This window comes from Photobacterium sp. TY1-4, assembly GCF_025398175.1.
GTDB lineage: Bacteria > Pseudomonadota > Gammaproteobacteria > Enterobacterales > Vibrionaceae > Photobacterium.
Map to the genome: position 1 here is coordinate 968,914 of NZ_CP099734.1, position 18,725 is coordinate 987,638.

Annotated in this window: 18 protein-coding genes; 12 read left to right on the forward strand and 6 right to left on the reverse strand. The window is 54.3% G+C overall.

Going from position 1 to position 18,725, the window contains the following annotated elements; translation table 11 throughout:
• Window positions 1-161: 161 nt before the first annotated feature.
• Complete coding sequence (locus NH461_RS04775; RefSeq protein WP_261602834.1) at window positions 162-767, forward strand: DUF924 family protein; 606 nt, start codon at window positions 162-164, stop codon at window positions 765-767.
• A gap of 62 nt (window positions 768-829) precedes the next feature.
• Here the strand turns inward: NH461_RS04775 and NH461_RS04780 are convergent, their stop codons facing one another.
• A complete protein-coding gene (locus NH461_RS04780; protein WP_261602116.1) occupies window positions 830-1,849 on the reverse strand; it encodes a GGDEF domain-containing protein in 1,020 nt (339 codons plus the stop codon).
• Window positions 1,850-2,136: 287 nt separating this feature from the next.
• A complete protein-coding gene (gene argS, locus NH461_RS04785) occupies window positions 2,137-3,867 on the reverse strand; it encodes an arginine--tRNA ligase (protein ID WP_261602117.1) in 1,731 nt (576 codons plus the stop codon).
• A 433-nt stretch (window positions 3,868-4,300) separates the two neighbouring features.
• On the opposite strand from argS, the gene NH461_RS04790 reads away from it, so the two are divergent.
• A complete protein-coding gene (locus NH461_RS04790; RefSeq protein WP_261602835.1) occupies window positions 4,301-4,894 on the forward strand; it encodes a VOC family protein in 594 nt (197 codons plus the stop codon).
• An 81-nt stretch (window positions 4,895-4,975) separates the two neighbouring features.
• Here NH461_RS04790 and purU read toward each other — a convergent pair whose 3' ends face one another.
• Complete coding sequence (gene purU / locus NH461_RS04795; protein WP_261602118.1) at window positions 4,976-5,809, reverse strand: formyltetrahydrofolate deformylase; 834 nt, start codon at window positions 5,807-5,809, stop codon at window positions 4,976-4,978.
• 202 nt (window positions 5,810-6,011) lie between these two features.
• Between purU and NH461_RS04800 the strand changes: the two genes are divergently transcribed.
• The 8 genes from NH461_RS04800 to NH461_RS04835 all read left to right on the forward strand — a co-directional run bounded on the left by NH461_RS04800 (window position 6,012) and on the right by NH461_RS04835 (window position 15,280).
• Window positions 6,012-6,503: a group I truncated hemoglobin gene (locus NH461_RS04800; RefSeq protein WP_261602119.1), complete on the forward strand. Its 492-nt coding sequence runs from the start codon at window positions 6,012-6,014 to the stop codon at window positions 6,501-6,503.
• Between the two features lie 110 nt (window positions 6,504-6,613).
• The gene (locus NH461_RS04805) at window positions 6,614-8,572 is read left to right on the forward strand and encodes an ATP-dependent DNA helicase (protein WP_261602120.1); all 1,959 of its coding nucleotides are present in this window, start codon (window positions 6,614-6,616) and stop codon (window positions 8,570-8,572) included.
• A complete protein-coding gene (gene tsaB, locus NH461_RS04810; RefSeq protein WP_261602121.1) occupies window positions 8,573-9,274 on the forward strand; it encodes a tRNA (adenosine(37)-N6)-threonylcarbamoyltransferase complex dimerization subunit type 1 TsaB in 702 nt (233 codons plus the stop codon). It abuts the gene before it with no gap.
• A 153-nt stretch (window positions 9,275-9,427) separates the two neighbouring features.
• The gene (locus NH461_RS04815; protein ID WP_261602122.1) at window positions 9,428-9,718 is read left to right on the forward strand and encodes a hypothetical protein; all 291 of its coding nucleotides are present in this window, start codon (window positions 9,428-9,430) and stop codon (window positions 9,716-9,718) included.
• 141 nt (window positions 9,719-9,859) lie between these two features.
• Window positions 9,860-10,765, forward strand: coding sequence for an alpha/beta fold hydrolase (locus tag NH461_RS04820; RefSeq protein WP_261602123.1), 906 nt, complete (start codon window positions 9,860-9,862; stop codon window positions 10,763-10,765).
• A 122-nt stretch (window positions 10,766-10,887) separates the two neighbouring features.
• Window positions 10,888-12,573, forward strand: a complete 1,686-nt coding sequence (gene fadD, locus NH461_RS04825) for a long-chain-fatty-acid--CoA ligase FadD (protein WP_261602124.1) — start codon at window positions 10,888-10,890, stop codon at window positions 12,571-12,573.
• An 87-nt stretch (window positions 12,574-12,660) separates the two neighbouring features.
• Complete coding sequence (gene rnd, locus NH461_RS04830; RefSeq protein WP_261602125.1) at window positions 12,661-13,782, forward strand: ribonuclease D; 1,122 nt, start codon at window positions 12,661-12,663, stop codon at window positions 13,780-13,782.
• A 160-nt stretch (window positions 13,783-13,942) separates the two neighbouring features.
• Window positions 13,943-15,280: an IS4 family transposase gene (locus NH461_RS04835; protein WP_261600266.1), complete on the forward strand. Its 1,338-nt coding sequence runs from the start codon at window positions 13,943-13,945 to the stop codon at window positions 15,278-15,280.
• A gap of 29 nt (window positions 15,281-15,309) precedes the next feature.
• On the opposite strand, the gene minE is transcribed toward NH461_RS04835, so the two are convergent.
• The 3 genes from minE to minC are packed head-to-tail and all read right to left on the reverse strand — an operon-like array spanning window position 15,310 to window position 17,076.
• Window positions 15,310-15,573, reverse strand: a complete 264-nt coding sequence (gene minE, locus NH461_RS04840; RefSeq protein WP_261602126.1) for a cell division topological specificity factor MinE — start codon at window positions 15,571-15,573, stop codon at window positions 15,310-15,312.
• 6 nt (window positions 15,574-15,579) lie between these two features.
• A complete protein-coding gene (gene minD / locus NH461_RS04845) occupies window positions 15,580-16,392 on the reverse strand; it encodes a septum site-determining protein MinD (RefSeq protein WP_261602127.1) in 813 nt (270 codons plus the stop codon).
• 21 nt (window positions 16,393-16,413) lie between these two features.
• The gene (minC, locus tag NH461_RS04850; protein WP_261602128.1) at window positions 16,414-17,076 is read right to left on the reverse strand and encodes a septum site-determining protein MinC; all 663 of its coding nucleotides are present in this window, start codon (window positions 17,074-17,076) and stop codon (window positions 16,414-16,416) included.
• Between the two features lie 222 nt (window positions 17,077-17,298).
• Between minC and NH461_RS04855 the strand changes: the two genes are divergently transcribed.
• Together NH461_RS04855 and NH461_RS04860 are read left to right on the forward strand one after the other, a co-directional pair.
• Entirely contained in the window at window positions 17,299-17,580 is a 282-nt protein-coding gene (locus tag NH461_RS04855; protein WP_261602129.1) for a YcgL domain-containing protein, read from the forward strand.
• Window positions 17,581-17,582: 2 nt separating this feature from the next.
• Window positions 17,583-18,560 carry a lytic transglycosylase domain-containing protein gene (locus tag NH461_RS04860; protein WP_261602130.1) on the forward strand — a complete coding sequence of 326 codons (978 nt, stop codon included), beginning with the start codon at window positions 17,583-17,585 and terminating at the stop codon, window positions 18,558-18,560.
• Window positions 18,561-18,725 lie beyond the last annotated feature (165 nt).

Sequence of the window (18,725 nt, forward strand, 5' to 3'; positions counted from 1 at the left end):
CATGCTGACACTTTGCTCATCGTGCTCAGCAGGGGCTGCGTTATGCTGTGACACGACTATAGGGGAAACCGTTCGCACAAGCCAGGGGCAAGCCAGTGATGTCGAACTGATTTCTGAGAGATACCCAAAGAGACAGGTAGCGTTGATACAGGGGGGAGATGATGACAGCTGAATATCAGGAAGTGCTGGATTTTTGGTTTGGTGAGCTGGATGAAGAAGTTACGGTCAATAACCAGAATTCACTGTGGTTTCAGGGCGGAGAAGAAACTGATCGCCTGATCTCGGAGAAGTTTCAGCCGTTGATGAGCCAGGCCGGCCTGGGCAAATTGAGCCATTGGGCGCAGGAGCCGAGAGGGGCGCTGGCCTTGATTATTCTGCTCGACCAATTCACGCGCAACATCTATCGTGGTCTGAGTGCGGCGTTCCGGTACGACTCGCTGGCCCTGGCGATTTGTAAGCGGGGGCTGGCCAGCAATCAGGACGAGTCCTTGCGCCCGATTGAGCGGGTGTTTTTCTATTTGCCACTGGAGCACTCGGAAGCGGTCGAAGATCAGGAAGAAGCGGTGTTTCGTTTCGATCGCTTGCGCCAGTCGGTCTCTCCGGCGCATGCGGTAATTTTCGACGGCTTTTATCAATATGCCGTCAGCCACCATGAGGTTGTGAAACGCTTCGGACGCTTTCCCCATCGAAACGCAGTCCACGGCCGACTGTCCACCCAGGAGGAGCTGGACTGGTTGCAGGCGAGTGGGCAGCGTTTCGGGCAGTAGGCGGCTTTTTCGGTGATAGCCGGCGGCATCACCGCAGGTGAATCCCGACGGCGACAGAGGATTCAGTTGAGGGGCAGAACCCGGTTTCTGCCCAGTTGCTTGGCTTTGTTCAGGAAACTGTCGGCCCGCTCAACGACGGCCAGATAAGGTTCGGCGGCGTTTCGGGTTGCCAGGCCGAATGAGGCGGTGACTGAGCTGATCCGCTTGCCGGTTTTCTTGTCCAGCACAGAGATGATCTCGATCATCCGGCGCAGGGATTCGGCTAACTGACGGGCGGCTTCATGGCTGCTGTTGGGGTAAATAATTGCAAACTCCTCTCCCCCGAAGCGGTAACACTGGGCTTGTCCTTCACAGCGCTCGCGGATCCGGTGGGCAACCATCTTCAAGACCTGGTCACCCAGGAGGTGACCGTAGGCATCATTGAAATCCTTGAACTTATCAATATCGAGCAGGATCAGGCTATAAGGGTGCTTGGCCTGGGTGTAGCTCAGCAGATCACGGTCAAATGCGCGGCGGTTGAACAGGCCGGTCAACCCATCTTCATTGGCTTCTTTCTGGCTCTTTGCCAGGGCATGGCGCAGGGTGGAAATTTCTTCCTGGGCCTGGCTGAGTTGCCCCTGGAACGAGCCGGTGGAAGCCTGGATCTGGCGTGACTCTTCCAGCAAGGTGCGGACCAGCTTCATGGTGTCTTCCAGAGACAGACCGTCTCGCTCGGCGCGCTCAAGTTGGTTGAACGTGGCATCCAGTACCCCCTGAAACGACTCGGTCGAAGAGAGGGTATCCGACATGGTATGCGACAGTTCCTGCATCATGGCGGTCAGGCTTTGTCGGAGTTGGACCATATCCCGATCGGTCTTACTGGCCAGATGCTCCTGATACAGGCTTTCGCACAGGCTTGGCGGGCAATGACCTAAGGCTTCGATCCCTAAGTCGAGCGCCAGGTTCAGTTGCGGGTGCTGCTGTGTGGTATAGGTGTACCAAAGGGCATAGTTGGTTGGGGTGGTCGGGACTTTGTGTTTGATCATCAGTGGCACTGTTCTTTTTAAGATGTCCGTTGATTCCACAAAGCTGTCTTTGCTCATACCATCAATTCCGTTTTTCGCAATGCGTTGTCTTCTGAAGACGATCATCCGGCCCCCTGGCGGCGGGTGACCGTCTACACCGTGATCAGAAACTCAAGGATGTGATCTGATCATCCATCAAATTGGCACAGGCAGGTGCGCTGCTCGCGGGTGTGGTCAGATATGCACTTGCTGGCGTAGTATTGTTGTTGTTTTGATAAGCGTATAGAAAAGCCTTCTAAGGATACCTTAGAAGGCTTTGAATTTTTAGAAAATATTCACGCTTTCTTGAACGAGCGTAGCAGATTTTACATGCGTTCCAGAGTCTCGATACCCAGCAGGTCTAAGCCTTGCTTGATGGTATTGGCTGTCAGCATGGCCAGCTTCAGGCGGCTTTGTTTGACGGCTTCTTCCGCGTTCAGGATCGGGCATGCCTCGTAGAAGCTGGAGAACAGGCCAGCCAGCTCAAACAGGTATGCACACATCACGTGCGGGTGGCCTTCGCGCGCGACAGTCTGGACGGCTTCTTCAAATTGCAGCAGTTTCGACAGCAGTGTTTGCTCTTTCTCTTCGTTGAGTGCGATCGGATGGGTCAGATCCGCCAGCGCGATATCGGCACGCTTGAAGATGGATGCCACGCGGGTATAGGCGTACTGCATATAAGGGGCAGTGTTGCCCTCGAAGGCCAGCATGTTGTCCCAGTCGAAAATGTAGTCCGTTGTGCGGTGCTTCGACAGATCGGAATATTTGACCGCAGCCATGGCAACAGTTTGCGCGATCTTGGCTTTCTCGTCGGCATCCAGCTCCGGGTTCTTCTCTTCGATCAGCTTGGTGGCGCGCTCTTCGGCTTCATCCAGCAGATCGGCCAGGCGAACGGTCCCACCGGCACGGGTCTTGAACGGGCGGCCGTCTTTACCCAGCATCATCCCGAATGCGTGATGCTCCAGACTGACCTCTTCCGGCACGTAACCGGCTTTGCGCACGATAGTCCAGGCTTGCATCAGGTGCTGGTGCTGGCGGGAGTCAATGAAGTACAGGACGCGATCCGCACCCAGCTGCTCGTAACGGTACTTGGCACACGCGATGTCCGTGGTGGTGTACAGGAAGCCGCCGTCACGCTTCTGGATGATCACACCCATAGGTTCGCCGTCTTTGTTTTTGTACTCGTCCAGGAAAACCACCTGCGCGCCGTCATCTTCAACCGCCAGACCTTTGTCTTTCAGATCTGCAACGATCCCCGGCAACATGTCGTTGTACATCGACTCACCCATCACGTCGTCACGGGTCAGTGATACGTTCAGGCGATCGTAGTTGCGCTGGTTTTGGATCATGGTGACATCCACCAGCTTCTTCCACATGTCTGCGCAGTAGGCGTCACCGCCTTGCAGTTTCACCACGTAGTTCCGGGCGCGCTCGGCAAACTCAGGATCTTCGTCGTACAGTTTCTTCGAATCACGGTAGAAGGCTTCCAGATCCGCCAGCTCCATGGAAATTTCACCGGATTCCGCCTGAACGCGTTCCAGGTTGGCAATCAGCATCCCGAACTGGGTCCCCCAGTCACCGATGTGGTTGGCGCGGATCACTTTATGGCCCAGGTGCTCCAGGGTACGGACCACCGCATCCCCGATAATGGTGGAGCGCAGGTGGCCAACGTGCATCTCTTTCGCAACGTTCGGTGCGGAGTAGTCAACGACAATCGTTTGTTGTGCTTCTTTGGCCACACCCAGACGCGCATCGGCCAGGGCTTTTTCGCCTTGCTCGGCCAGCCAGGTTTTGCTCAGGAAAATATTGATGAAACCCGGACCCGCGATTTCGACTTTGTCGGCAATCCCGTCAAGATCCAGAACGTCGATCACTTTCTGTGCGAACTCGCGCGGGTTGGTACCGAGCTTCTTGGCAACACCCATCACGCCGTTGGCCTGGTAATCACCAAACTGGGCTTTGGCAGACTGACGAACGGCGGCCGGGCTGCCGGCAGGTGCACCGGCGGCTTCGAGTGCCTGAGAAACTTTATCGTTGATTAGAGCTTGAATGTTCACACGCCTATCCTTTAAATCATTGAGTACGCTAATGGTACGGGCTTATTAGCGAGGCAAAAACGTGACGGTATCCAAGAGTGACAGCAAGCAAAAAACCGTCAAAAATAGTCACGCAACCCGCGAGATGCCAGGAGGCATTCCCCATACAGGCCGGCGGTACGTGAATATTGTTGACGGGATAGCCCTCCGGAAGCAGAGGTGGTCTCTTGAATACGTCAGTTGCAATGCCTTAATAATACCCACAAACTTAGCCCTTTTGGCAACCCGAAAAAGGCATTGGCAGCGATTTTTTTTTCGTTTCGGAGATGCTGGAAAAATTATGCGCAAATCAAGCAGCGGCAAGGCCTGTCGTCATCTCGGTTTGGGTTTCTAACCCCGGGAAATTATGGATAATTATGCGTTCGTTATCCAATGCTGTCAGAACTGGAGAAAAATCATGCAGAAGTTACGCGAAGCCGGTCTTCACCCTGAGCAAATGTTGGCTCAGTTGCCCGAGTTTGTGGCCCGGATTGAAGCGCTGGCCCGGGAGATGAACCTCTCCCTGACGGCGTACCAGGCCGATCACCTGGCATTGCGGGTCAATGACCGGGAGATGGCCGAAGCGTTGCACCTGGCTTGGCTGGCATACGGCGAGGAGTGGTCTTGCACTCAGATTAATGGCCGTCCGATCATTGTGATTGGATTTCATCAGCCGTTGCAGGTCGGCTGCTGGCAGATTGAAGCCCTGGAGCTGCCGTATCCGGGAGAGAAGCAGTATCCGCAGCAGGGATGGGAGCATATTGAATTTGTCATTCCGTCTGAGGCCGACACCACGGATGCGCTGAAGATCGCGCTGGATGAAACTTTCCCGCAGCTGCCGTGGGACGAACTGGCCGCAAAGGGGATCAAAGTCAAAGCCAGCTCGCCGGCAGGGGAGCATGAGCGGTTGCCGAACCCGACTTATGCCTTCAAAAAAGGCGGGGTGTGTATCAAACTTCACCCGTGCTCACTCAAAGCCGTGATTGAAAGCGAGGCGAGCGATTCATAACGCTTCGCAGTGAGGCGGCGGCCGAACCGGTGCTGGAGATCAGCACCGGTTCGGTTTGAACATGAACAGGCGTCGGCCAGATTACAGGATCACGGTGCGATTGCCGTGGACGAAGACCTTGTCTTCAAGTACCAGTCCCAGCGCTTTGCTGAGCACGGATTTCTCGACATCCCGCCCGGAGCGGGCCATGTCCTCAGCACTGAAATTATGATCCACCGGGATCACGTTTTGGGTGATGATCGGCCCTTCATCCAGATCATTGGTGACGAAGTGGGCGGTTGCGCCAATGATTTTCACCCCGCGCTCAAACGCCTGCAGGTAAGGCTTGGCCCCGATAAAAGCCGGCAAGAAACTGTGGTGGATATTAATGATTTTGTTCGGGAAACGGGCGACAAACCCAGCCGTCAGGATCCGCATGTATTTCGCCAGCACCACGTAATCGGGCTGGTATTGTTCCACGGCGGCCAGAAGCTGCGCTTCGTGCGCTTCCCGGCTGAGGCCTTCGTGGCACACATGGTGGAAGGGGATCCCAAATTTTTCGACCAGCGGTGCCAGGGTGTCGTAATTCCCGACCACGGCTGCGATCTCCACATCCAGCGAGCCGTCAAAGGCTTTGACCAGAATATCCCCCAGACAGTGGGCTTCCTTGGTGACCATAATGACGATTTTTTTGCGTGCTGAGCTCACCAGGCGACGGTGGCTGCCCTCTGGCAGCGCCCGGTCGAGGTCGAACAGAAATGTTTCGTCATTGAACACCCCTTCCAACTCCGTGCGCATAAAGAACTGACGATTGGTGTGATCGACAAATTCGTTGTTGTGGATGATGTTCAGCTGGTGTTTGTAACAGATGTTGGTGATTTTCGAGATCAGGCCCATTGCATCCGGGCAGTCCGTGAGTAGTGTTTTCTTTTCCATGGTCTTCCTTGAACTAAAATGTATAACGAGATCAATGTGCCTTTCGGGAGGCTTACAGGTTAAAACGCTGGGTACTCCGAAAGGTCATGGTCTCAACAGCATGATTGATATTTACCTTGGATTGATTTTGGGGTCAAAACATAAATGTTGAGCGAAGGGATTTGGTGTCTGTCGGCGACAGCCGAACCTGCGAGGATCATCTATGTCTGTTCAACGAAAAACAATCCTGAAACCTCTCTGTTTACTAGGGCCTTTGTTGCTGGCCGGTCCGGTTGCGGCCGAAGATGCGAAAGAGCAGAGCCTGTATGAGCGGCTGGGGGGACTGGCTGCAATTGCCGTGGTGGTGGATGATTTCATTAAAGTCATGGTGGTGGACGACACCCTCAACGCCAACCCGGCGATTGATGCCGCCCGCAAGGCGGTCCCGGCCCCCTATTTGAAGTACCATGTGACGTCCATGGTGTGTCAGGCAACCGGGGGACCGTGTGCTTATACCGGGCGCTCCATGGAAGAGGCACACAGCCATCTCAACATCACACTTGAGGAATGGCAGCACATGGTTCAGTTGCTGCGGGGAACTTTCAACAAGTTTGAAGTGCCAGAACAGGAGCAGGAAGCGCTGTTGCAGATCGTCTATTCGACCAAATCAGCGATTGTAAAATCCGCTGAGGAGCCGGCAGCCGAATCAGAATAAGCCGCTGGTTCGTCCGGGGAATTAATGATGGTCGCCTGAGAGGAAAGTTGGCATAATGGGCCGTTCGATCACTGTATAAATAACCAATATTCAGCCGATATTCTGACTCTATGATTGCCAAGTTTTTTGCTGCTGGGGGCGCTTTGGATAAAGCGATCCCGGGATTTCAGGCGCGCCAGCCCCAAATCGAAATGGCTGAAGCGGTGGCGGATGCCATCGAAACCCAGGCCCAACTGGTGGTCGAAGCGGGAACCGGAACGGGGAAGACGTTCGCGTACCTGGTTCCGGCGCTGGTCAGCGGCAAGAAAACCATTATCTCCACTGGTTCGAAAAACCTTCAGGAGCAGTTGTTTCACCGCGATCTGCCCTTAATGGCGAATGCACTGGGCTTTACCGGCCGGGTGGCCCTGCTGAAGGGGCGGGCAAACTATTTGTGCCTGGATCGCCTCAGCCGCCAAATTACCGAAAGCCACGGGACCCATGTCGATCCGACGCTACTGAGTCAGTTGGTGAAGGTACGTACCTGGTCCTCCACCACGCACAGCGGGGATCTGGGAGAGTGTGATACGGTGGCGGAAGACAGTCCGGTATTGCCGATGATCACCTCAACCAACGATAACTGTCTGGGGCGGGAGTGCCCGTCTTACGATGAATGTTTTGTGGTCAAGGCCCGTCGTCGGGCGATGGAAGCAGATGTGGTGGTGGTCAACCATCACCTGTTTCTGGCTGATTTGGCGATCAAGGAAACCGGCTTTGGTGAGCTGATCCCGGAAGCGGAAGTGTTCATTTTCGATGAAGCGCATCAGATCCCGGATATTGCCAGCCAATATTTCGGCCAGAGCCTGACCAGCCGTCAGTTGCAGGAATTGGCCAAGGATGTTGAGATTGGCTATCGTACCGAGGCCAAAGACATGCGCCAGCTGCAAAAAACTGCCGATCGCCTGTCGCAGGCGGCCTCGGAGATGCGATTGGTGCTGGGCGAGCCCGGATTTCGAGGCAACTGGCGTGAAGCCGTGACCAGCCCGACCATCCAGCGCGAGCTGACCCGGCTCAATGATGCCCTGGATTTGACCCATGAAGTGCTGAAGCTGGCACTGGGACGGAGTCAATTGCTGGATGCAGCGTTTGAGCGGGCCACCTTGCTCAAGGCGAAACTGGCCCGGCTGAGTGATACCACGATCACCGGTTATTCCTACTGGTACGAATGCACCCCGCGCCATTTCAGCCTGAATATTACCCCTTTATCAGTGGCCGAAAAATTTCACGAACAGATTGAGCAGCACCCCGGTGCCTGGATTTTCACCTCGGCAACCCTGGCAGTGGATGATGATTTCAGCCATTTCAGTCATCGCCTTGGCCTGACACCCAAACGTCAGTTTGCCCTGGAAAGCCCGTTTGACTATACCCAGCAGGCGTTGCTGTGCGTCCCGCGCTTTTTACCGGAACCCAATAGTTTCGGCATTGCGGATCGCCTGGTCGCGATGCTGGCTCCGGTGATCGAAAGCAACCAGGGCCGCTGTTTTTTCCTGTGTACCTCGCACCAGATGGTACGGGATCTGGCCGAAGGGTTTCGGGCCGTGCTCGATTTGCCGGTGCTGGTGCAGGGGGAAACCACCAAGTCGAAACTGCTGGCTGAGTATCTCGAGCTGGGAAATGCCCTGCTCATTGCCACCGGCGCTTTCTGGGAAGGGGTGGATGTTAGAGGCCAGGCCCTGAGCTGTGTTATGATCGATAAATTGCCTTTTACGGCACCGGACGACCCGCTGCTCAAAGCGCGGATTGAGGATTGTCGCTTGCGTGGCGGTGATCCGTTCGCGCAGGTTCAGGTTCCTGATGCCGTGATCACCCTGAAACAGGGGGTGGGGCGTCTGATCCGCGATCAGCAGGACAAAGGCGTGCTGGTGATTTGCGATAACCGTTTAGTGACGCGCCCTTACGGCGCAGTCTTTTTAAGAAGTCTGCCACCGATCCCACGAACCCGGGATGTTGACGGTGTCGGACAGTTTTTGTCTGTGGTGAATGGTCATGATCATGCCGTTCACTGTGATGACCAGCATTCAGAGGCTTGAATGAGCACCAAAATCCTTGCAGTCGATACTGCAACTGAAAATTGTTCCGTTGCCTTGATGGTAGGTAACGCCGTTATTTCACGCTGCGAGTATGCGCCGCGTGAGCACACCACCAAAATTTTGCCGATGGTCGATGCCGTGCTGGCTGAAGGTGGCGTGAAACTGAATCAGCTGGACGCACTGGCTTTCGGTCGCGGACCGGGCAGCTTTACCGGGGTCCGGATTGGGATTGGCATTGCACAGGGGCTGGCCTTCGGTGCCGACCTTCCGATGCTGGGGATCTCCACGCTGGCGGCGATGGCGCAGGGCACTTACCGGATCCACCAGGCAGAGCAGGTACTGACCGCGATTGATGCCCGGATGGGAGAAGTGTACTGGGGACAATATCGTCGTCAGGCCGATGGTGACTGGCAGGTTGTCGGCAGTGAGTTGGTGATCCAGCCGGCCAGCCTAAGTGAGCAGTTGACCGACACGCAAGGCCTGTGGCTGAGCGCCGGGACCGGCTGGGATGCGTACGCGGAGCAATTGGCGTCACTGCCGTTGGAGCGACAGGCCGGTGACGTGCTGTACCCGGATTCGCAGGACATGGTCCACCTGGCACCGTTTGCCCTGGCGCGCGGCGAAGCTGTCGCAGCTGAGCACGCCAGCCCGATTTACCTGCGCGATACGGTGACCTGGAAGAAACTGCCGGGCCGCGAATAAGCTCTGGTCTGCCGGATGAGGTATCGCTGAAAAAATGCGGTGCCGGAAAATTGCGTTACCGGAAAAATGTGTCGTGGCAGTTGCACAAAGCGCTGCCGCGGCGCACAATCACAGTTAAGGATTGAATTTCAGTTTCCCTGACAGGGCCTGCTTATGGTGTCTATTCAGCGTTTACCGACCGCCATCCCGGCGACCCAGAAAAATCCGGTCCATCAACCGGACCGCGCTGCTACCTCCGCACAACCGGCTGAGCCGACCGGGGGGGCGAAAGCGGCTGCCAAAACGGTCGCAAATCCTGCCTTGTTACAACAAGCCCACGCCAATATTCAATACGATCAGCCGGAAGGCAAACACCGCGAGGCACTCGACTCCTATCTTGGGGTGATGCACCAGAGCCGCAAAGAAGCCTTGTCGGATCTGGTGGGTGTCGATGTCTATGTCTGAACACGCCTGACCAACTTGACTGAATCATAAGCAATGATCCACGCATTTTCCCCCTTAAATTACGAATTATCGGGCCATATCCTTGCTGTTGTGGTAGTCTGCGCGTCAGTCACACCGCATTCTGAGTAAATTCCAACATCCATGTTTGAGACCAACTTCCAGCTGGCTGAACTTTCGCTGGCGGGGCTGAGTTCATTTGCTCACCCTAGTGGCGTGGTGCAACCGGCGTCCCCGGTCGTGTTACCCGATGATGGTCGGCCCCTACTGCTGTTTTTACATGGCTGGCAGGATAATGCCGCCAGTTTTGATGCGTTGTTTTCCCGGTTGGCACCCGCTTGCCACTGGGTTGCGGTCGATTGGCCGGGGCACGGCTGGTCTCCGTCCCGCAGTGCAGATAATTATTATCACTTCTTTGATTATCTGGATGACTTGCACCAGCTGATGGCGTTGCTTCCGTCGCGGGAGATTGTGCTGGTGGGCCATTCCCTGGGCGCGCTGGTCAGCGGTTGCTATGCCGCGGCTTACCCGGCGCAGATCACTGGCTTAGTGCTGATTGAAGGCCTGGCGCCGTTATATGAAGCGCCGGAGCTGGTGGTTGAGCGTCTGCGTCAGGGGCTAAAAGGACGCCAGCGGTATCGGGAGTTCGCCGAGCGCTTTGCCTCCCGGCGGATGGGGTCTTTTGACGAAGCCCTGGCCTTGCGTTGTGCGGTCAATTCTCTGTCAGCGTCCCAGTTGACGCCCCTGGTGAAGCGCGCCCTGTGCCGTGATGAACACGGGTGGTACTGGCGTCATGATAATCGCTTACGCTGTGACTCTCTTTATCGCATTTGCGAAGACCAGGCCAAAGCGCTGATGAGCGCGGTTGGCTGTCCGGTGTTGTCCATTATCGGCGCGCAAGGCTTTACCCGTCTGAAACAGCCCGCAGGCGGGTTTGACTGGTTACCGCAGGCCGAGCAGGTTGAAGTGGCCGGGGGCCATCACTGTCATCTCGAAAGTCCGCAAGCGGTGTGTGATCAAATCATAAAGTTTCTATCCCAGTTCAAATAACTGGTCTAATCAGTTGTTACTTGTTTGTTAATTGTGCTGTAATGGTTCGGTAAACAGTTGTTTAAATTCGTCCATGCAGCCATAGCTGGCGCCAGCGCCATGTCATAAAAGGAGAGTGCAAAGTGGATAAGGTTTGGCTTAACCGCTATCCGGCAGATGTACCGGCAGAGATCAACCCGGACTGTTATCCGTCCCTGGTTGAAATGTTTGAGCAGTCTGTACAGAAATATGCGGATCAGACGGCATTCATTAATATGGGTCAGGTGATGACCTTCCGCAAACTGGAAGAGCGGAGTCGCGCCTTTGCTGCCTATCTGCAAAACGAGCTGAAGTTGCAGAAAGGGGACCGGGTTGCGGTCATGATGCCAAACCTGCTGCAGTACCCAATTGCCTTATTCGGTATTCTCCGTGCCGGTTGTGTGGTGGTGAATGTTAACCCGCTGTATACACCGCGTGAGCTGGAGCACCAGTTGAATGACTCTGGTGCCAAAGCGATTGTGATCGTGTCGAACTTTGCCCATACGCTGGAAACGGTGGTGAAAAACACCGGCGTGAAACATGTGGTACTGACCAGCCTGGGCGATCAGCTGTCCCGTCCGAAAGGCACGCTGGTGAACTTCGTGGTTAAGTACATCAAAAAGATGGTGCCGAAGTATCATTTGCCGCATGCCACTTCGATGCGGATGGCGCTGCGCAAAGGTCGCCGGATGCAGTATGTGAAGCCGTTTATGTCCGGGAATGATACGGCCTTCTTGCAATATACCGGCGGGACGACCGGGGTTGCCAAAGGTGCAATCCTGACGCACCGCAATATGCTGGCCAACGTGATGCAGGCCAAAGGGGCCTACGGACCGGTCCTGACCGAAGGACGCGAGCTGATCGTCACCGCGTTGCCGCTATACCACGTATTTGCGTTGACGGTGAACTGCCTGCTGTTTATTGAAATGGGCGGTCGTAATCTGCTGATCACCAACCCGCGTGATATTCCGACCTTCGTCAAGGAGCTGCAGCGTTATCCGTTTACGGCGATTACGGGCGTGAACACCCTGTTTAATGCGTTGGTGAACAACGAAGATTTCCATGAGCTGGACTTCAGCAATCTGCGCCTGTCTGTGGGCGGCGGGATGGCGGTCCAGCGCGCCGTGGCCGAGAAATGGAAACAGATCACCGGCAACTACCTGCTTGAAGGCTACGGCCTGACCGAGTGTTCACCGCTGGTGGCAGCTTATCCGTATGACTTGGTCGATTATAACGGCTCGATTGGTCTGCCGGTGCCGTCAACGGACGTTCGCATCGTCGATGAAGAAGGCCAGGTGCTGGCCAATGATCAGGTCGGTGAACTGCAAGTCCGTGGTCCGCAGGTCATGCAGGGCTACTGGCAGCGTCCGGAAGCGACCAAAGAAGTCCTGACGGCCGATGGCTGGTTGTCGACCGGCGATATCGTCAAGTTTGACGAAGATGGTTTCCTGCATATTGTTGACCGCAAGAAAGATATGATTCTTGTTTCCGGCTTCAATGTCTATCCGAATGAAATTGAGGATGTGGTGGCGCTGCACAGCAAGGTGCTGGAAGTGGCTGCGATTGGCCAGCCGAGCGGCGCTTCGGGGGAAGTGGTGAAGGTCTGCGTGGTGAAACGCGATCCGAGCCTGACTCGCGATGAACTGCTGATGCATTGCCGCGAGCACCTGACCGGGTACAAAGTACCGAAGGTGGTGGAATTCCGTGATGAACTGCCGAAAACCAATGTCGGTAAAATTTTGCGTCGTGCACTGCGGGAAGAGTCCGATAAGCAGGCGCAGGAAGCATAAGTCCTGATTTCAGGTTACAATAAATGAGCTGTGGAGTGCCGGCATAATGCCGGCACTTTCTTTTGGTTCGCAACGTAAAGGTTTGCTGTGAATTTTGAAATTGTAACAACAACAGAGCGGTTGCAGGTCGTGTGCGAACAGGCCCGTCATCAGTCTACTGTGATGCTTGATACCGAGTTTGTCCGTACCCGCACCTTGTACCCGAAATTGGGGCTGATCCAGCTGTTTGACGGCCACTGCCTGGCGTTGATTGATCCGCTGGTGATCGATGATTTGTCGCCCTTGTGGGCACTGCTGCGGGATCCGGCGGTCACTAAGGTTCTGCACGCCTGCGGTGAAGATCTGGAAGTATTTCAGCATTACGCCGGCTGTTTACCTGAGCCGATGGTCGATACCCAGGTGATGGCTGCTTTTCTCGGCTACGGGGTCTCCACGGGCTTCGGGACACTGGTGAACGATTTCTTAGGGATTCAGCTGGATAAAGGGGAAGCCCGGACCAACTGGCTGGCGCGACCGCTGACACCGAAGCAGCTTGATTACGCCGCTGCGGATGTGTTCTACCTGTTGCCACTGTACGAGAAGCTTCAGGCGCAGGTCGAAGCCAAGGGCTGGCAGGACGCCCTGGTTCAGGAATGCCAAACCCTGATGGCCAAACGAGTGAAGACAGTCGACCCGGATAAAGCGTACCTGGACATCAAAAATGCCTGGCAGTTGGACCCTAAGCAACTGGCCGTCTTGCAACAGCTGGCCAAGTGGCGGGTGCTGGAAGCACGCAAGCGGGATCTGGCGCTGAACTTTATCGTCAAAGAACTCCATCTATGGAAAATGGCCCGGTATAACATTCAGTCCAAAGCGGTGATGGCAAAAGAAGGTTTTGATCCGATGGAGATCCAGCGTCACGGCAACCGACTGGTGAAAATGGTTCAGGACGTGGCGCAGATGTCGCCGCAAGCGTATCCGGAGCCGGTGGTGCGCTTGGTGGATCTGCCGGGCTACAAGCAGCTGGTGAAACTGATCAAAGATCAAGTCAGCCAGGTCGAAGCGCAAACTGGGCTGGCCCCGGAATTTCTGGCATCGAAAAAGCAGGTCAACCAGTTGATCTCCTGGGCCTGGAAGAAGGGAAGACCCCAGGACGCGCTGCCGGAAATGCTGGCCACCTGGCGCAAGCCTTTGTTTGAGGACAAAGTACTGCCGCTGTTGGATCGCTAATCCGTGCTGTTCCGGGGCTCTTCGCCTGTGCAGAATGGTCTGGAACAGATGGATAAAAAAATGCCCCGGTCTGGCCGCAATGCTGATCAGTTAAGGATCGGTTGACTGATCCTTCTGATGCGTCAAAATCGGAAATCATTTACTGGTTTCCGGTTTTTTTATGCCCTTAGCTTCCGCACTCACAGATTTTCTTGAAGAGTCTCCTGTCGATATCTCCCAGCTGACCACTTTCTCTGAACACGTTCCCGACGAGTGGGTTGCCAGAGCTACATCTTTATCGACTCAGGCAACCATCAGACGAAGACGGCTCCCCAGTGATATGGTGCTCTGGCTTATTGTCGGTATGGCCTTTTTCCGCAATGAGCCTATAGCTGAAGTGGCCCGCCGTATGAATGTCTGTGCCGAAGGGTTGGCAAACGAGGAACTCCTGGCCAAGAGTGCTCTGACACAAGCCCGTCAGCGACTGGGAAAGGAAGCGCCTAAATGGCTGTTCAAACAGTGTGCTCAGGTATGGGGTAAAGAAAGGTACCCGGAAGACAGCTGGAATAAACTTCAGGTTTTTGCTGTTGATGGGGCTCTGTTCAGGACCCCGGATACCCCCGGGCTTCGCGAACACTTCGGTTCGGGAAACACATCCGGAAAGCGCCAGACACCTTACCCTGTACTCCGTCTTGTCACCATGATGAACGTGCGTTCCCATATCATCATTGATGCCGATATCAGCCCTTATCGCCGAGGTGAAATACCGCTGGCCCAACCCTTTATCAACTCGCTGCCGGATAACTCGGTGACTTTGCTGGATAAGGGATTTTACGGAGCAAGCCTGTTGCTGGGCATCTCTGCCAGCGGGGCAAACCGACATTGGCTTATTCCTGCTAAAAAAGGCGTGGTATACACACTTCTCGACGAGGAGGAAACCAATGACAACCTTATCGAGATGAAGGTCTCGCCCCAAGCGAGAAAGAAGAATCCGACCCTTCCTGAGAAATGGCAGGTACGGGCAGTCACCTATGAGGTAGACGGGAAAGAGAAAACGGTTTTCACCTCCCTGCCAAGAGAGATGTACAGCGCCGAGCAGGTTGCCACCCTATACCACGAACGCTGGGAGATTGAACTGGGCTACCGCGATATAAAGAGCTCCATGCAGCACAATTCTCTTACCTTGCGGAGCAAAACGGTCGAGCTGGTTTATCAAGAGTTATGGGGGTTGCTTCTCGGCTACAACCTGGTCAGGAGAGAGGCAAGCCAGGCGGCTGTGGCGCATGACAGAGCCCCCACAGAAATAAGCTTCAAGTACGCCTGCCAGTTTATTGCAAGTCAGCTCAGGGTAATGAGTAAGGCACTGTCACCGGGAAACACGCCCAAGAGGCTAAAGGCACTACGGGGGGACCTGTCAGTGCTCTTCAAGGAAAATCGCCCCAGGCCATCTAGGCCCAGGGCAGTTAAGATATCAAAGACCCGCTACCCGGTTAATCGCCATGCAGCTCCCCTTAAGTGAACTGCATTGCGGTCTGGCCGGGGCATTGTTTATTTCTCTTCGTCTGGTAGCGTGACGTTGAGCTCCAGTACCGACAGATCTTCTTCACGCTGATCCAGGTTCACGGTGACCTGGTCCGGCGTAATCTCAACGTATTTGCGGATCACTTCAAGGATGTCCTGCTTTAGCTGCGGCAAGTAGCTAGGCGTCCCCTGAGCGGATGTCCGTCGCTCTGCAACGATAATTTGCAGCCTCTCTTTCGCCACAGTTGCGGTCGTTGTTTTTTTGGGGCGGAAGAATTCAAGCAAAGCCATACTGATTTAGCCTCCGAATAAGCGTTTAAGGAAGCCTTTTTTCTCTTCCTCCAGGAAACGGAACGGGCGGTCTTCACCCAGCAAACGCCCGACGGTATCGCCGTAAGCGATGCCTGCATCGGACTCTTTGTCAAAAATCACCGGTTCGCCTTTGTTCGAGGCGTTCAGCACTGCCTGGCTTTCCGGGATGACGCCCAGAAGCGGAATGTGCAGAATTTCTTCTACATCAGTCACACTGAGCATTTCGCCGAGTGTCACGCGAGCCGGGTTATAGCGTGTCAGCAGCAGGTGGGTTTTCACCGGCTCCAGCCCTTGCTCGGCCCGGCGTGATTTTGAATCCAGGATCCCCAGGATGCGGTCGGAATCACGTACGGAAGAGACTTCCGGGTTGGTGGTGACAATGGCCTCGTCGGCAAAATACAGCGCCATCAGGGCACCGCTTTCGATCCCGGCCGGTGAGTCACAGATAATAAATTCAAACCCCATGTTGTCGAGGTCTTTCAGGATCCGCTCAACCCCTTCCTGGGTCAGGGCGTCTTTGTCTCGGGTCTGAGAAGCCGGCAGGACATACAGGTTCTCAACACGTTTATCTTTGATCAGCGCCTGGTTCAGGTTTGCTTCTTCATTGATGACATTGACAAAATCATAAACGACTCGGCGCTCACAGCCCATGATGAGGTCCAGGTTACGCAAGCCGATATCAAAATCGATTACTGCGGTCTTCTTTCCGCTGAGTGCAAGACCGGATGCGATAGCTGCACTGGAGGTTGTTTTACCAACGCCGCCCTTTCCGGAGGTAACAACGATAATACGTGCCATCTATTAATTCCTTATTAAACCTTATAAAGCCAGGTGCTCAATGTTCAAATTATTTTCAGCAAGTGAGATAACGACACCTTTACCCCAGAACTCAGGATTGATTTTATCACTGAGCCAGTAGTTTCCGGCAATGGAAATCAGCTCGGCTTGTAAATTCTGACAAAAAATGTGTGCTTGCTGCTGTCCACTGGCCCCGGCAATGGCGCGGCCGCGTAATGTTCCAAGGACATGAATGCATCCGTCGGCGATGACCTCAGCGCCAGCACTGACATGATTCATGATGATGAGATCGCTGTTTTTGGCATAAATCTGCTGCCCGGATCGGACCGGGGTCCGAATAATTTTCGTCGGGGTCATTTCCGGCTCTGCCGCTTTCGCCTGGCGGGCGGCATTCATCACCGCAAATCCGGCCTGTTTTGCCTGGGTTTGCAACTGGGCGTTCTTGCAGCCGCTGATCCCGACCGGGATCATCCCGGCATCTTTGACCCCGGCCTGCAGGGCGGCGAAGTCAATGGCGGTGCCGGCCTGGCTGATGTCAATCACAACGGGAGCCGCGGCGAAAAAATTAGGCGCCTGCTCGACCTTCTCTTTGAGGAAGTCGGTTGCCTTCTGAATGTCCCCATCCACCAGGTGCAGGGCTGAGAGTGTAAAGGAACTCCCTTTTAGTTCTGCTGATTTTGTCATACTTGTTCAATGACTGTTACGAAAATAGCCGTGCTGCGCGTTATCACATAGATACTTGCATGTTATATTCCCCGGGGTGTATCAGCAAGCTATCCTTGCTCTAGCGTTGGAATTTCAGACAAGGCTCTCACCGACACCGACAAAAGGAGGCAATTGAAGGGAATGATCCCGGAAGATTGCGGTCTCAGTGAGGTGAGCGCGTAAACAAACAGGCGACTTTTGATGTTGTGTGCAATTTATAAAAGCCCGAAAAAAGAAAATACTTATCTGTATATCAAGACCAAAGATGATTTCAGTGACGTGCCGGATAATCTGATGACCACGTTCGGTACGCCACAGTTTGTGATGGTACTGAAGTTGGACAATGGGCGTAAATTAGCCCTGGCTGATGTTGAGAAAGTGAAAGAGTCCCTCTCAACCGCAGGTTATTATCTGCAAGTCCCGCCACCTGTGACTAATTTACTGGACCAGTATAAGGCGGATAAAGCCGCAAGAAATACCTGAAGGTGACTATGTATAAGCGATTGATATCGGCCCTGGTGGCCTTGGGATTAGGTCTGTCGACGTCAACGTCGGCGGCAGATGTCGGATTTGATGAATATGTGAGTGGGTTGAAAGTCGAAGCCCGGGAAAAAGGAATTTCAGAGTCGATTATCAACTCTGCTTTTGAAGGTATTCAGTTTATTGAGCGGGCCGTCGTGGCGGATAAAAACCAGCCGGAACGTAAACTGACACTGGATGAGTATCTGCCTCGCGCGGTACCGGCCTGGAAAATTGCGCAGGCCAATGAACTTTATCGTCAACATCAAGCGGTGTTGGATCGCGTCGGGCGCCAGTTGGGGGTTCAGCCTCGCTTTATTGTGGCGCTGTGGGGGGTTGAAAGTAATTTTGGCCGGTTGATGGGCAATTATAATGTGATTGAAGCTTTATCAACCTTGGCGTATGAAGGCCGGCGGGAAGCATTTTTTCGCAATCAGGTGATGGCTGCTTTAGAAATATTGGATGCCGGTCATATTACGCCGAAAAAAATGAAAGGTTCCTGGGCCGGTGCGATGGGGCAGCCCCAGTTTATGCCGACGTCCTTTTTATCCTTTGCGGTTGACGGGAATAAAGACGGTCGTATTGATATCTGGGAAACGGAAGCGGATGTTTTCGCCTCTGCAGCGAACTATCTGCATCAGTCGGGATGGGATGATCAATATACCTGGGGCCGGCAAGTGCAACTACCGAGCAGTCTCGATGCTGACTTATTCGGGGTTGAGAAGTCGAAAGGGCGTTCACTGGCAGAATGGCAGCGTCTGGGTGTTCGCCGCTTGAATGGCCAAGCCTTACCCCGTGTTGATATTCAGGCATGGCTTATTCAACCAGATGATAATAAGGGTAGAGCATATTTGGTTTATAACAACTACCAGACCTTGCTGAAGTGGAATCGTTCACACTATTTCGCATTGGCGGTAAGCCATTTGGCGGATCAGATTCGATAAGCCCCGAGAAATAAAAGCTGGATGTCAATGTCTGGCTTTTATTGTGATTGAGAACGACTGAATAAACCGAGTGAAAGTCGGGTTATTTACTTTTAGGCGGATGGCGAGGTGAAGCCATTCGGGTGTTATCTGCCGTCGGCGACCCTTTCCCACTGCTGGAAGAAT

Bases quoted from the DNA above. Each gene is read 5' to 3' on its own strand.
- minD (WP_261602127.1), bottom strand. From the start codon at position 16,392: ATGGCACGTATTATCGTTGTTACCTCCGGAAAGGGCGGCGTTGGTAAA.
- tsaB (WP_261602121.1), top strand. From the start codon at position 8,573: ATGAGCACCAAAATCCTTGCAGTCGATACTGCAACTGAAAATTGTTCC.
- NH461_RS04815 (WP_261602122.1), top strand. From the start codon at position 9,428: ATGGTGTCTATTCAGCGTTTACCGACCGCCATCCCGGCGACCCAGAAA.
- NH461_RS04835 (WP_261600266.1), top strand. From the start codon at position 13,943: ATGCCCTTAGCTTCCGCACTCACAGATTTTCTTGAAGAGTCTCCTGTC.
- minE (WP_261602126.1), bottom strand. From the start codon at position 15,573: ATGGCTTTGCTTGAATTCTTCCGCCCCAAAAAAACAACGACCGCAACT.
- NH461_RS04805 (WP_261602120.1), top strand. From the start codon at position 6,614: ATGATTGCCAAGTTTTTTGCTGCTGGGGGCGCTTTGGATAAAGCGATC.
- NH461_RS04800 (WP_261602119.1), top strand. From the start codon at position 6,012: ATGTCTGTTCAACGAAAAACAATCCTGAAACCTCTCTGTTTACTAGGG.
- NH461_RS04855 (WP_261602129.1), top strand. From the start codon at position 17,299: ATGTTGTGTGCAATTTATAAAAGCCCGAAAAAAGAAAATACTTATCTG.
- purU (WP_261602118.1), bottom strand. From the start codon at position 5,809: ATGGAAAAGAAAACACTACTCACGGACTGCCCGGATGCAATGGGCCTG.
- NH461_RS04820 (WP_261602123.1), top strand. From the start codon at position 9,860: ATGTTTGAGACCAACTTCCAGCTGGCTGAACTTTCGCTGGCGGGGCTG.
- NH461_RS04780 (WP_261602116.1), bottom strand. From the start codon at position 1,849: ATGAGCAAAGACAGCTTTGTGGAATCAACGGACATCTTAAAAAGAACA.
- minC (WP_261602128.1), bottom strand. From the start codon at position 17,076: ATGACAAAATCAGCAGAACTAAAAGGGAGTTCCTTTACACTCTCAGCC.
- NH461_RS04775 (WP_261602834.1), top strand. From the start codon at position 162: ATGACAGCTGAATATCAGGAAGTGCTGGATTTTTGGTTTGGTGAGCTG.